Consider the following 12,378-nt stretch of genomic DNA (forward strand, 5'->3'; position numbering starts at 1 on the left):
ACGATGCCGGGCTCGACCACTACCAGGTGCGGACCTGGCGAGCCTGGCACGCCCACATCACCTTGTCGATGCTCGCCCTCGCCTGGCTAGCCGGCACGAAAACCCTTGCCGCAAAAGGGGAACCGGAACCAGCGACCAAGACATGATCAACTACACGCTACCCGAGATCCGGCGCCTACTCGTGCATTTGATCCTGCGACACGTGTCCGAACCCGACCGTCGCGACCTGCTCGATCAGGTCGGCACCCCGACGCAGTCCGTCACGAGCCCGGATCCGTTCGCCGAGCGCCGTCATCCGGCGCAGCAGGTCGTCGTCGGCGTACAGCGAGTCGATGGCGGCGGTCAGCTCGGCGGCCTCGAAACCGTACGTCGACAGCCGTACGCCGTAGCCGAGCTCGGCCATCCGCTGCGCGTTGTCGTACTGGTCCCAGAACAGCGGCAGCAACACCATCGGCTTGCCGAAATGCAGGCACTCGGTCGTGGTGTTGTTGCCGCCGTGCGTCACGACCAGGTCGACTTGCGGGATCACCGTGGTCTGCGGCAGCGCCTGTTCGCCGACCATGTTGGGCGCCAGCTCCAGCCGGTCCGCCTGCGGGCCCTTGCTGACGACGAACTTGTGCCGCGTGTCGCCGAGCACGTCGACGAGGCGGCGCATCAGGTCGATGTCGGCACCGCCGAGCGAACCGAGGGAGAGGTAGACGAGCGCAGTGCCAGCCGGTCGGTCGACGAAGTCGGGGGGCAGTTGGTACGTGTCCTCCGTGCGGCGCACGCTGGAGTCGATGCGGTGCCACGTCGGGTCGAGCGGACGGGCGTCGACGTAGTCGGCTTCTTCGGGGAAGACGTAGATGTTCGCCGCGTTGGAGCTGTGCATGAACTCCAGGTCGGGCAACGGTTCCGCGCCCTGGGCGACGACCCACTCGTTGAAGGTCGTCCACAGCGGGCGGAGCTTGCGCTCGAACTCGGCGCGGAACGGTTGCCACTGGCCGTCGTCGGCGGCCGGCAGCCCGGAGAAGGTCGGCGGAACCGCCGAGCCGCGCATCTCCAGCGGGTTGCAGCTCACTATGCGGACGAACGGTGCACCTACGTGCGGAGCGCAGGGAAGCAGACGACGTTGTCCTCCACCACGATGTCCGGGCGCACCCGCGCGAGGATGTCGCGCAGCTGCTGCTCCGCGTACATCGCGCCGTCGATGAGCGCCTGGTGCGTGGGGCGGACGAACGAGTCGAGCTGCTCGATCGTGGGCTTGCGGAACTCCGGTGCGGTCTCCTCGATGTAGTCGGCCCAGAACTTGTCCGGGTCCGCGTCTGCGGCGGCAGGGTCGGGTTCCGCGAGATCGACCAGTGCCTCCTCGAAGCCGTACGGCTCCAGCTTGCCCTTCCACGACGACTCACTCGCGAACACCACCCGGTGGCCGCGTTCGACGAGCAGGTCACCGAGACCGATGCACTGGTTCGTCGGGCCGTACGCCGACTCGGGCAGGAACAGAACGGTGAGCGGTCGGGTCGGCATCGGTGCGCCTCCTCGGGTCTTCCAGGTGGCCGTCAGCCTGCCAGCTACCGGAAGAATTTTGAAGAGACGTTCAGCCGGCTGCCTCCATGTCGCCCTCGCCGCGCGCCTGGTAGATGGCCAGCGTCTCCTCCCACGGGATGACGCCGACCCGGTCGGCCCACTTCTCGTGTGCGGTGGCGAGCTCCTGCACGATCTCCGGGTGTTCCGGGGCCAGGTCGACCAGCTCGGTGCGGTCGGTCTCCAGGTCGTACAGCTCCCACGGGTCGCCGTACTCACGGACGAGCTTCCACCTGCCGCGCCTTACGGCGACGTTGCCGGTGTGCTCCCAGAACAGCGGCACCGCCTCCTGGTCGGCGCCCGTGAGCGCCGGCAGCATCGACCTGCCTTCTGCCGGGGGAATGGTGTGGCCGGCGTACGAGTCGGGGTACTCGGCTCCGGTCGCGTCGATGATCGTGGGCAGCACGTCGGTCAGCTGGAACGGGGCACGCACGACGTCGCCTTCCGCCAGTCCGCCCGCCGGCCACGACACCACCATGGGGGTGGCGATGCCGCCTTCGTGCACCCACCGCTTGTAGTAGCGGAACGGGGTGGTGGAGAGGTTCGCCCACGCGCGTCCGTAGCTCGCGTACGTGTCCTCCGCTCCCGGCGTCACATGGACGGTGTTGCCGATGTGCACCGGCTTGCCGTCCCTCGTCGTGACGCGCAGGATGTCGTGCCGCTTGCGGAACCGTTCGAGCTCGACCTTCGGCAGGTCCTCGTCGGACGCCCCGTTGTCGGAGAGGAACACGACGATGGTGTCGTCGCGCACGCCGGTCTCGTCGAGCGTGGCGAGCAGGCGCGCGATGCCCTGGTCCATCCGGTCGATCTGTGCGGCGTAGGCGCGCATCCGGGCGAGCTGCCACTCCTTGTCGGGCTCGTCCGCCCAGGCCGGCCGACTCGGGTCGCGGTCGCTGAGCTGGGTGTCCGGCGGGAGCAGGCCGAGCTGCACGAGGCGTTCGAGGCGACGTTCCCGCAGCTCGTCCCAGCCGGCGTCGAACGTGCCCTCGTACTTGTCGATGTCCTCCTCGAGCGCGTGCAACGGCCAGTGCGGCGCGGTGTAAGCGAGGTAGAGGAAGAACGGCTGTTCCGGGGCGTCGTGCACGTGACGCTGTACGAAGCGCTGGGCCTCGTCGCTGATCGCGTCGGTGTAGTAGAACTCCCTGCCCAACGGCTCGTGCTCCGCGCTCTGCTCGCCGCGGGTCAGCGTGCCCGGCCAGAAGAAGCTGCCGCACCCGGTGAGCGTGCCGAAGTAGTGGTCGAACCCGCGCCTGGTGGGCCACGCGTCGTTGGCGTTCCACATGTCCGAGCTCAGGTGCCACTTGCCGCACAGCGCGGTCGCGTAGCCGGCCTCCCGCAACACTTCTGCGAGTGTGACGCAGTTCCTGTTCAGGTTGCCCGGATAGCCGCGCGGCCGGTCGTCGTTGGTGAGGACGCCGATGCCGGTCTGGTGCGGGTGCAGGCCGGTGAGCAGAGAGGCGCGCGACGGGCTGCACCGCGGGGTGGCGTAGAAGTTGGCGAACCGCACGCCCCGCTCGGCCAGTTGGTCCACCGCGGGCGTGTCGACCTCCCCGCCGTAGCAACCGAGGTCAGAGAACCCCATGTCGTCGGCGAGGATCACTACGACGTTCGGTCGACTCACGACATCAGCCCTTCACTGCTCCGCGCGTCATGCCGGTCACGATGCGCCGCCTCGCGATGATGGCCAGCAGGATGATGGGGATGGCGGTGATACTGCCGGCCGCTGCCATCTCACCCCACTTCGCCTCGTACGGCTGGACCAGCGCCGCGATGCCCACGGTGATCGGCGACGTGGTGCCGCCGGACGTCATGGTCAGGCCGAACAGGAACTCGTTCCACGTCATGATCGCCGTGTAGATGGCTGCGGCGGCCGCGCCAGGCGCCACCACGGGGAGCATCACCTTGCGGAAGGTCAGCAGCTCGGACGCGCCGTCGATCAACGCAGCCTCGCGCAGCTCCACGGGCACAGAACCGAAGTAGACCTTCATGAGGACGACCGTGAACGGCAGGTTGAACACGGTGTTCAGCATGATCAGCCCGGGGATGCTGCCGAGCAGGCCGAGGTTCTGCAAGGTGGAGTAAAGGCCAGGCACCATGGCCATCGGCGGTACGACGGGGATGATCGCCGCGACCGCGAGCAGGGCGGCGGTCATCTTCGGCGACCAGCCCAGGCTGGCCAGGCTGTACCCGGCAAGCGTGCCGACCAGCAGGCACAGGACGACCGTGCCTGCCACGATGATGATGCTGTTCACGTACTGCGTGGCGAACGGCTGGCCGAAGGCGAACAGCGACTGGAGGTTGCTCAGTGAGAAGCCGAACTGCCAGTCGCCGCTGACGATGTTCTTCGCCGGTTGTACGGCGAGCACCAGCATCCAGGCGACCGGCAGGACGATGGCGAGGATCGCGATGCCGAGAAACACCTCGGTGAGCAGGCCACCACGGCCTTGCTTGTTACGCATTGCTGACCCCTCCCGTCGCGAGCTTCCCCAGCTTCCTGCCAAGCAGCGCCAGACCGAGCGCTACGCCCACGGCGAGGATGACGACCACGGAGAGCGCGGCACCGTAGCCGAGCTCCAGGTGGTCGAAGAAGACCTCCCTGATGTAGAGGCTCACCAACGTGGTGGCGCCGTCCGGGCCGCCCTTGGTGAGCAGGTACATCTCGTCGAACGCCTTCGCGCCCATGGTCAACCGGATCAGGGCGGCGGCGAGGATGGCCGGCCGGAGCAACGGCAGCACCACCCGGGTGTAGACCTGCCACTCGCTTGCGCCGTCGACCCGCGCAGCTTCGAGCAGCTCGCCGTCGATGCCCTTCAGTGCGCTGTAGAGCAACAGGAACACCAACGGCGTCCAGTGCCAGATGTCGACGAGCATGATCGAACCGATGGCACCGAGCGAGTGTGCCAGCCAGCCCTGGGTCGGCAACTGCAGTGAACCGAGCACCTTGTTGAGCACACCGACGTTCGGGCTCAGGATCAGGAACCAGATGACGCTCACCACGACCGGTGTGATCACCGCCGGCCAGAGCAGGATGTTGTGTGCCACCCGGGCGAACACGACCGACCGGTCGACGAGGATCGCGAGGGCAGCGCCGAGGACCAGCGTCACCGGCACGGTCACCGCGATGAACGCCGCGGTGATCAGGAACGAGTAGTGCGCCCTGCCGTCACCGCCGAGCGCCGCGAAGTTGGCCAGGCCGTCGAACGAGTAGCTGAACAGCCCGTCGACGAGTGCCACGTCCGACAGCGCCGTACGGACGAGCTGGACCAGCGGGTAGATCGCGAAGGTCAGCAGGAAGCCGACGAACGGCAGGATGGAGACGACCCGGAACAGCGTCGGGTCGCCCCCTGGCCGTGCTGCACGTCTGCGCGCTCGCCGGCTCGGTGTCGCGTCAGCCGCCATAGCCCGCGTCGTCGGCGATGCTGGCGAGCTTCGAAGCGAGCTCATCGAGTCCCTTCTTGACCGGTGTCTTCCCCGCCGCCATCGAGCTGAGCGCGGGCTCGGTCGCTGCCACCATCTTCGCGGTGAACGTGTAGCGCAGCGCGCGCTTGACGTTGGGCAGCGAGGTGGCCACGGTTTTCAGGTATGCCGTCGCCTCCTCGGGCAGGCCGCCCGCCTCGAAGGTGTCGTCCCTGGTCGGGATGCCGCCTGCCTTGGTGAACTCCAGCTGGGTCTGCTTCTCGAGGATCCAGTTGATGTAGTCCAGGGCGGCCTTCTGTCGCGCCTTCGAGTTGCCTTTCGGGATGGTCAGCGACCAGACCCCGCTCGCCGGCGACGGGGTGTCGCCGGTGCCGGCGGGGATGGGCGCGAAGCCGACCTTGCCCGCGACGTTCGACTTGTCCGGGTCGTTCATCTCGTGCGCCGCCGCCGCGACGGTCTGCACCTGGAGGGCCTGCCCGGCCTGCATCGCGGCGATGACGTCGGCCTGCCCAACGGTGTTGGGCTCTGCCGGACCGAGCGCGAGCAACTGCTTGTAGGTCTCCATGGCGCGAACCGCCTCGGGACTGTTGATGGTCGGTCGCCACTTCTCGTCGAACCAGTCGCCGCCGAAGCCGTAGAGCAGCGGCATGAAGTCGTATGTGATCGACTGGCCGCCCTGGGTCGCCTCGCCGCGGGCGACGTAGCCGAACTTCACCTTCTTCGCCTGCTGCGCCTTGCGACCGTTCGCCAGTGCGTCGTCGAACGTCTTCGGCACGCTCAGGTTCAGCTCCTTGTAGAGGTCCTCGCGGTACATGAGCAGTGCGACGTTGCCCTGGACCGGTAGGCCCATGACCTTGCCGTCGTCGCTGCCCGTCTGCGTCTTCGCGTTCCAGTACGGCAGGCCGTCGAAGTCGACGACCTGTGGGTCGAGCGAGAACTTCGGGTCGACGTCGGTGAACGGTACGGACCACTCGTTCGCGTAGAACTCGCCGGTCCACGGTTCGTCCAGATGGAAGATGTCGAAGCTCTGGTTACCACCGCGGATCGCGTTCACCATCGCCGTCCGCAGCCCGTCGTACGGGAACTCGCGGAGCACGATCTTCACGCCGCTCTCCTGCTCGTACGCGGCGGCGACCGTCTTGTAGGCCTCGAGCCAGGGTGAGCTGTTGATCGGAACGACCAGCTCGGTGACCTCGCCGCCGCCACCGCCGCCACCGAGGGCGCCGCCCTTGTCGGAACACGAGGTGAAGGCCGCGAGTGCTGGGATGGAGATGCCGGCGCCCAGAGCCCCCCGCAAGAACCGGCGCCGGTCGAACTCCCGTCGGAAAGCGCTTGCATCGGTCATTGTGCTCGAGATCCTCCCTTGGACCGAGCCCGGCTCCGCGTCGATCGGACCGGCTGGTGTTCGGGTGCGGCCGTGGAGCGGGCGTGTGTACCGACGATGGTCAGCCGGCAGAAGTTTGTCAAGACATAAGGACACTAGTATTTTCGACGGACAGTGCGAACGGGAAGTGGTGCGCATGGCGAGCAACGACCCGCAGCGTCCGAACATCGTGGTCGTCGTCAGCGACGACCAGGGGCCGTGGGCGCTCGGCTGCGCGGGCACCGACGAGCTGCTGACCCCGCAGCTGGACCGGCTCGCCGCGGACGGCACCAGGTTCGACCGGTTCTTCTGCGCCTCGCCGGTGTGCTCGCCCGCACGTGCGTCGCTGCTCACCGGGCGGATGCCGTCGGCGACCGGGGTACACGACTGGATCCGCGGCGAGGTGTACGGCATAGTGACCGACCGTGACGTGGCGTACCTGGAGGGCCTGACCACGACACCCGAGGTGCTCGCGGCCGCGGGGTGGCGGTGCGGGTACGCGGGGAAGTGGCACCTGGGCACCGGCAGGGAGCCCGCCCCCGGTTTCGACTTCTGGTACGCGCACCGGACCGGCGACGGGCCCTACTTCGGTGCGCCGATCTGGCGTGCCGGCAGCAGGCAGGCCGAGCCGCGGTACCTCACCCATGCCATCACCGAGGAGGCGCTCGCCTTCCTCCGCGGCTGCGAAGGCGACGAGCCGTTCTACCTGACGGTGAACTACACCGCACCGCACAGCCCGTGGGTGGACCAGCACCCGGCGGAGTACCTGGACCTGTACGCCGACTGCGACTTCAGGTCGTGCCCGCAGGAGTCGCCGCACCCGTGGTTCAGCTGGGAGCCTGGCCCGGTCTCCGATGCGATGCGCGACCCGCGTCCCAGCCTGCAGGGCTACTTCGCGTCCATCACCGCCATGGACGAGGGCATCGGGCGCATCGTGGAGCACCTCGTGGAGGAGGAGCTGCGTGCTTCCACGGTCGTCGTGTTCACCTCGGACAACGGCTACAGCTGCGGGCACCGCGGCATCTGGGGTAAGGGCAACGGCACCTGGCCGCTGAACATGTGGGAGAACTCGATCCGGGTGCCCACGATCGTCAGCCAGCCGGGCCGGGTCGGAGCCGGCGCGGTCTCGGGCGCGCTCGCCAGCCAGTGCGACCTGCACCCCACCCTGCTGCAGCTCGCCGGCGTACCGGTGCCTGACGACCCGCTCGCGGCGGGGGTGAGCATGGCGGCCGAGCTGACCGGTGACGCGGGGGACGCCCGCGAGGCGGTGGTGGTCTGCCACGAGTACGGCGGGGTACGCGCCGTACGTACGCAGGAGTGGAAGTACGTCGTGCGGCACGGTGCCGCGCCCGACGAGCTGTACGACCTGCGCGACGACCCGGACGAGCGCGCCAACCTGGTCGACGACGCCAGCTACCGGCGGCGCGTGGACGAGCTCGACGGCATCCTGCACGACTGGTTCGCCACCCGCGTCGACCCGCGGCTCGACGCGTTCGACCGGCCGGTCTCCGGTCGCGGCCAGCTGCAGCCCGTCGGCGCCGGCGCCGGCTCGACGTACCATCAGGGCGACGAAGAACGCCGTGTGCAGCCTGCAGGGAGCCAGCCATGACCGTGCCGTTGCCCTTCACGTACCAGCGGGTCGATGTGGGCGGGGTGCGGATCAGCTGCGCGGTCGGCGGTTCCGGGCCGCCGGTGTTGTTGTTGCACGGGTATCCGCAGACGCACCTGATCTGGCACCACGTCGCGCCGCAGCTGGCCGCGGACTTCACCGTCGTGCTCGCGGACTTGCGTGGTTACGGCGACAGCGACAAGCCGGCGTCTGCGGACGACCATGCGCCGTACTCGAAGCGGTCGATGGCCGCCGACCAGCTGGCGCTGATGCGGGCGCTGGGGTTCGAGCGGTTCGCGGTTGCCGGACACGACCGCGGTGGCCGCGTCGGTCACCGGGTGGCGCTGGACGCGCCGGCCGCCGTGGCCGCGCTCGCGGTGCTCGACATCGTGCCGACGAGGTACGCGTTCCAGCATGCGGACGCGGCGTTCGGCGCCGGGTACTACCACTGGTTCTTCCTGACCGCAGGCAACGGGATACCCGAGCGGCTGATCGGCAACGACCCGGAGTTCTGGATCCGGGCGCGGATGTCCGCACGCCACCACGGCGGCACGCCGTTCGACCCGGCGGCCATGGACGAGTACATCCGCTGTTTCTCCGATCCCGCGGCGATCCATGCGTCCTGCGAGGACTACCGTGCGGCGGCCAGCATCGACCTCAGGCACGACGACGCCGATGCCGACGCCGGCCGACTCGTGACCTGCCCGGTGCTCGCGCTGTGGGGCGGGCACGGCTTCGTGGGGCGCAGCTACGACGTCCTCGACGTGTGGCGTGCGTACGCATCCGACCTGCGGGGTTCGCCATTGCCCTGCGACCACTACCTGCCTGAGGAATCGCCCGAGCAGACGACGGACGCGCTGCGGGAGTTCTTCGCCGCCCACCGATGACTTGGCCACCTCCGCGCGGACCTCTACGATCGCCGGGGCAGGCGTACGGGAGGAGCGGCAGTGGACGTCGAGGAACTGCGGGCGCACCGCGACGCGCTGGGTTTCGTGCCGGCGGACTCGGTGCGCTGGCTGTCGCCCACGCAGCTCGTGCGTACGGGCGTCAAGGTGGGGTTGTCCACGGTTCTCGCCGACTTCGACGACCGGCGCGAGGTGCAGGCGAGCCTGGACGGTGAGTTGCTGCGGCTGCCGCTCGACGAGAGCAACGCGGCCGAGGCATGGTTCGACTACGTCGCCGACATCGGGGATGGCTTCGACACCGCGTACACGGTTGCCTGGCTGCTCGGCCGGGACAAGCTCGACGTCAGGTCGGCGGACGAGAGCTACCAGCTGCCGCGCGGTTCGATGCTCGTGCTCGGTGGCGACGAGGTGTACCCGACGCCGTCCGCGCGCGCGTACGAAGACCGCATGCGCGGGCCGTACCGCTGCGCCCTCCCGCAGGCCGACGACGAGCCGTTGCTCGTCGCCCTGCCGGGTAACCATGACTGGTACGACGGGCTGACGACGTTCCTGCGCGTGTTCGGCCAGCAGCGGCGGATCGGCGGTTGGCGGACCGAGCAGACCCGCAGCTACTTCGCCGTGCAGTTACCCGGACGCTGGTGGCTGCTGGGGATCGACACCCAGCTGGGTACGTACATCGACGGCCCGCAGCTGGCGTACTTCGAGGAGCACGTGACCCGGAAGCTGCAGCCGGGCGACGGGGTGATCGTGTGCTCCGCGACGCCGACGTGGGTGGACACGGCCGTCGACGACATCGACGCGTTCAACTCGCTGCACTGGTTCGACCGGCACTTCATCCGCACCAGGACCGTCCCCAGCACGAGCGAACGCGAGGAGACCGGCGCGTCGATCCGGTTGTGGATCAGCGGTGACAGCCACCACTACGTGCGGTTCGCCGAACGGCTCCCTGCCGAAGCGCCGGAGTCGAGCCGGCGGCAGCTGGTGACCTGCGGCCTCGGCGGTGCGTACCTCACCGCGACGCACGCCGTGCCCGAGCAGCTCGAGCTGCCGCCGCCGAGCGCGCGGGCGCACAAGAGCGACGTACCGCCTGTCGTGTTCGACCGCGGGCCGGTCAGCTGCCCGGACCCGAAGACATCGCGCCGCACGGTGTGGCGGCTCGCGCTGCCCTGGTCGAGGTACTGGCTGCCGAGGCGCAACCCGGGGTTCGGTCCGCTCGCGGCCGGCCTGCAGGTCGTGCTGTACCTGCTCACGACGTTCGTCTTCGGGCTCACCCAGGGACGGCCACCGGCGGCGGCGGTGCGACAGGCGAGCGTGGGTGCCGTCCTGCAGTTCGACATCGAGGCGCTGGTGGCCGTCGCGATCGCCGCGATGGCGCCGTGGGTGTTCCTCCTGATCCGGCGGCGTAGCTGGGCCACACCGTCGACGGCCGTCGTCGCGGTGCTACTCCAGGCGGCGGTGGCGCTGCTGTTGTTGACCGTCGTCGTGCTGGTGCCGTGGCCGGCCAGCTGGCCGGACTGGCTGGTGCTCGCGACCTGCGTCGCCGGCACCGCGGCCGCGGGTGCGGTGCTCGCGAGCGAGGCGTTCGCACTGTACGTGCTCACCGCGCGGTCCGGCCGGGTGGTCGAGTGGCAGACCGCCGGCCAGGCGGACGAGGAGGCCAAGGGCTTCGTCCGCATGCACATCGCGGCGAACGGCGACCTCACCCTCTACCCGGTGCTCGTCGACCGCACCTGCCACGACTGGAAGCTGGCCGACCTGCCGGACGGCGGTGTGCGCCCGGAGCCGGCGAGCGTTCCCACGCCGCGGCTGGTCGAGGAACCGATCGTCATCGCCCGCTGCCCCGGTCAACCGTCCTGACGCTGCACGCGGTCACGGAGCTCGGCGAACGCCGCCGCCAGCCCGGCCAGGTCGTAGTGGGCGTTCAGGCCGCTCGGGTTCGGCAACACCCAGATGCCCGTGTCGCCGAGTGTTTGCGGCTGCTCGCCCATGCCGGCCTTCTTGTCCCCGAACGCCGCCCGGTACGCGGTGACGCCGACGACCGCGAGCCAACGCACCGTCCGGGTCCGTACCTTGGCCGCCAGTACGTCGGCGCCGGCGCGGAGTTCGTCCGCGCTCAGCTCGTCGGCGCGCGCGGTCGCCCGCGCCACGAGGTTGGTCAGCCCCAGCCGGTACTCCGTGAGCAGTTCCTGCTCGGCCGGGGCGAGCCGGCGAGGAGTGAAACCGGCCAGGTGCAGCGCCGGCCAGAACCTGTTGCCAGGGCGCGCGAAATGGTGGCCGGTCGCGCCTGACCACAGGCTCGGGTTGATGCCACAGAACAGCACGTCCAGCCGGTCGCCCAGCACGTCGGGTATCTCCGCACCCCGTGCTGCCGCCAGGTCGGGGCTACTCGTCGGCATCCGCCGCAGGGACCAGCCTGGCCTCGTGGTTGCGGTACGCGTCCTGGTCCGCGGCGCCGCCGATGACGTCGAGCAGGAAGCCGAACGCCTCCTCGCCGAAGGTGCGCGGTTGCAGGTCGAGGCAGGCGATGTCGGGGTCGGACTGTTCGGTCGCCGGGTCGCCGGACAGCGACGCGAGCTGGAAGCCTGCCCCCACGGTGACGCCGGTCTCGGCGAGGAACCGCTTGGCCCTGGCAGCCAGCCCTTCCGAGGCGATCGCCAGCGCGTCCACCCCTGGCAGCCCGGCCAGCTCCGCCACGGCCGCGCGGAACTCCCGCTCGTCCGGGTAGACGGTGAGGCGGATGTGCGCCGGCTGCTGCCCGGTGGTCGCGCACCACTGCTCGTACGCCTGCACCAGGTCGGTGGCCCACGATGAAGGGAAGTCGACGTCCGGACTGATGAACGCGATCCGCCTGGCACCGTTGCCGGCCAGGTGCTCGAACAGTGACGTCGCCATCTCCCGGTGCGGGATCTCGATGACCGCGTGCTCGCGCGCGGGGTCCGTCGTGCGCCCCGCCGTCACGACCGGCATACGTGCGGCGAGCAGCTGGGCGACGAACGGGTCGCCGGGCAGCGGGTCGACGGCGACCGCGCCGTCGACGGCGAAGCGCCGCTCGTGGTTGCCGCTGCGCGCGAAGAGGGTGAGGTCGAACCCGTCCACCGCGGCGCGCTCGGCGCCGCCGAGGGCGAAGTCCATGTAGAACGAAACCGCCCGCACCACGGGCGGGATGTACAGGCCGACCGCGCCGGTCGACTGGCGGCGCAGGTTCTGCGCGGCCCGGTTGGAGACGTAACCCCGCGCCCGGGCTGCCTCCTGGACCCGTACGCGGGTCTGTTCGGCCACCCGGCCAGAGCCCGCGAGGGCGTCGGCGACCGTCGTCTTCGAGATCCCCAGGTCGTGAGCGAGGTCAACGATCGTGACTCTGCTCGGCATGCTCCTCATCCTAGATGGTTGATTCCTTGGTCAGTGGTCGTAGGCGGTTAGTGATCGTTTGCTGGTGACGCCGGTGGTCCAGTTGGTCCAGATGCCGGAGGTGAGGGCGAGGAGTCGCTGGGCGATGCGGGTGAAGACTCCGGTGGGTG

The 12,378-nt window shown here is 69.4% G+C and carries 11 protein-coding genes and 1 pseudogene; 4 read left to right on the forward strand and 8 right to left on the reverse strand.

Features of this window, described 5'->3' with window-relative positions:
- On the forward strand, positions 1 to 146 hold a 146-nt coding region (locus GEV07_28815), incomplete at its 5' end, for an IS701 family transposase (GenBank protein ID MQA06541.1).
- Between the two features lie 29 nt (positions 147 to 175).
- Here GEV07_28815 and GEV07_28820 read toward each other — a convergent pair.
- The 5 genes and pseudogenes from GEV07_28820 to GEV07_28840 form a co-directional block, all read right to left on the reverse strand.
- Positions 176 to 1,509: pseudogene (locus GEV07_28820) on the reverse strand (glycosyl transferase).
- Positions 1,510 to 1,579: 70 nt separating this feature from the next.
- Complete coding sequence (locus GEV07_28825) at positions 1,580 to 3,148, reverse strand: sulfatase-like hydrolase/transferase (GenBank protein ID MQA06542.1); 1,569 nt, start codon at positions 3,146 to 3,148, stop codon at positions 1,580 to 1,582.
- A gap of 43 nt (positions 3,149 to 3,191) precedes the next feature.
- Positions 3,192 to 3,998, reverse strand: a complete 807-nt coding sequence (locus tag GEV07_28830) for an ABC transporter permease subunit (GenBank protein ID MQA06543.1) — start codon at positions 3,996 to 3,998, stop codon at positions 3,192 to 3,194.
- Positions 3,999 to 4,017: 19 nt separating this feature from the next.
- Positions 4,018 to 5,010 carry an ABC transporter permease subunit gene (locus tag GEV07_28835; GenBank protein MQA06544.1) on the reverse strand — a complete coding sequence of 331 codons (993 nt, stop codon included), beginning with the start codon at positions 5,008 to 5,010 and terminating at the stop codon, positions 4,018 to 4,020.
- Positions 4,955 to 6,535 (reverse strand): extracellular solute-binding protein, encoded by a 1,581-nt coding sequence (locus GEV07_28840; GenBank protein MQA06545.1) that lies wholly within the window; start codon positions 6,533 to 6,535, stop codon positions 4,955 to 4,957. The genes GEV07_28835 and GEV07_28840 overlap by 56 nt, the downstream gene beginning before the upstream one ends.
- Between GEV07_28840 and GEV07_28845 the strand changes: the two genes are divergently transcribed.
- Genes GEV07_28845 through GEV07_28855 form a run of 3 tightly spaced genes read left to right on the forward strand, consistent with a single transcriptional unit; the run spans position 6,504 to position 10,717 of the window.
- On the forward strand, positions 6,504 to 7,955 hold the full coding sequence (locus GEV07_28845) for a sulfatase-like hydrolase/transferase (protein ID MQA06546.1): 1,452 nt from the start codon (positions 6,504 to 6,506) through the stop codon (positions 7,953 to 7,955). The genes GEV07_28840 and GEV07_28845 overlap by 32 nt on opposite strands.
- Positions 7,952 to 8,842 carry an alpha/beta fold hydrolase gene (locus GEV07_28850; GenBank protein MQA06547.1) on the forward strand — a complete coding sequence of 297 codons (891 nt, stop codon included), beginning with the start codon at positions 7,952 to 7,954 and terminating at the stop codon, positions 8,840 to 8,842. Before GEV07_28845 ends, GEV07_28850 begins: the two co-directional genes overlap by 4 nt.
- A 60-nt stretch (positions 8,843 to 8,902) precedes the next feature.
- Positions 8,903 to 10,717, forward strand: coding sequence for a hypothetical protein (locus GEV07_28855; GenBank protein MQA06548.1), 1,815 nt, complete (start codon positions 8,903 to 8,905; stop codon positions 10,715 to 10,717).
- Here GEV07_28855 and GEV07_28860 read toward each other — a convergent pair.
- The 3 genes from GEV07_28860 to GEV07_28870 all read right to left on the reverse strand — a co-directional run.
- Positions 10,705 to 11,256 (reverse strand): G/U mismatch-specific DNA glycosylase, encoded by a 552-nt coding sequence (locus tag GEV07_28860; protein MQA06549.1) that lies wholly within the window; start codon positions 11,254 to 11,256, stop codon positions 10,705 to 10,707. The two genes, GEV07_28855 and GEV07_28860, sit on opposite strands and share 13 nt — an antisense overlap.
- Positions 11,243 to 12,238 (reverse strand): LacI family DNA-binding transcriptional regulator, encoded by a 996-nt coding sequence (locus GEV07_28865; GenBank protein MQA06550.1) that lies wholly within the window; start codon positions 12,236 to 12,238, stop codon positions 11,243 to 11,245. Before GEV07_28865 ends, GEV07_28860 begins: the two co-directional genes overlap by 14 nt.
- A gap of 21 nt (positions 12,239 to 12,259) precedes the next feature.
- On the reverse strand, positions 12,260 to 12,378 hold a 119-nt coding region (locus GEV07_28870), incomplete at its 5' end, for an IS982 family transposase (protein ID MQA06551.1).

Source organism: Streptosporangiales bacterium (assembly GCA_009379825.1).
GTDB lineage: Bacteria > Actinomycetota > Actinomycetes > Streptosporangiales > WHST01 > WHST01.

Coding starts and splice junctions, on each gene's coding strand:
- GEV07_28825 (MQA06542.1), bottom strand. CDS start 3,148: ATGGGGTTCTCTGACCTCGGTTGCTACGGCGGGGAGGTCGACACGCCC.
- GEV07_28835 (MQA06544.1), bottom strand. CDS start 5,010: ATGAGCTCGCTTCGAAGCTCGCCAGCATCGCCGACGACGCGGGCTATG.
- GEV07_28845 (MQA06546.1), top strand. CDS start 6,504: ATGGCGAGCAACGACCCGCAGCGTCCGAACATCGTGGTCGTCGTCAGC.
- GEV07_28840 (MQA06545.1), bottom strand. CDS start 6,535: ATGTTCGGACGCTGCGGGTCGTTGCTCGCCATGCGCACCACTTCCCGT.
- GEV07_28850 (MQA06547.1), top strand. CDS start 7,952: ATGACCGTGCCGTTGCCCTTCACGTACCAGCGGGTCGATGTGGGCGGG.
- GEV07_28860 (MQA06549.1), bottom strand. CDS start 11,256: ATGCCGACGAGTAGCCCCGACCTGGCGGCAGCACGGGGTGCGGAGATA.
- GEV07_28865 (MQA06550.1), bottom strand. CDS start 12,238: ATGAGGAGCATGCCGAGCAGAGTCACGATCGTTGACCTCGCTCACGAC.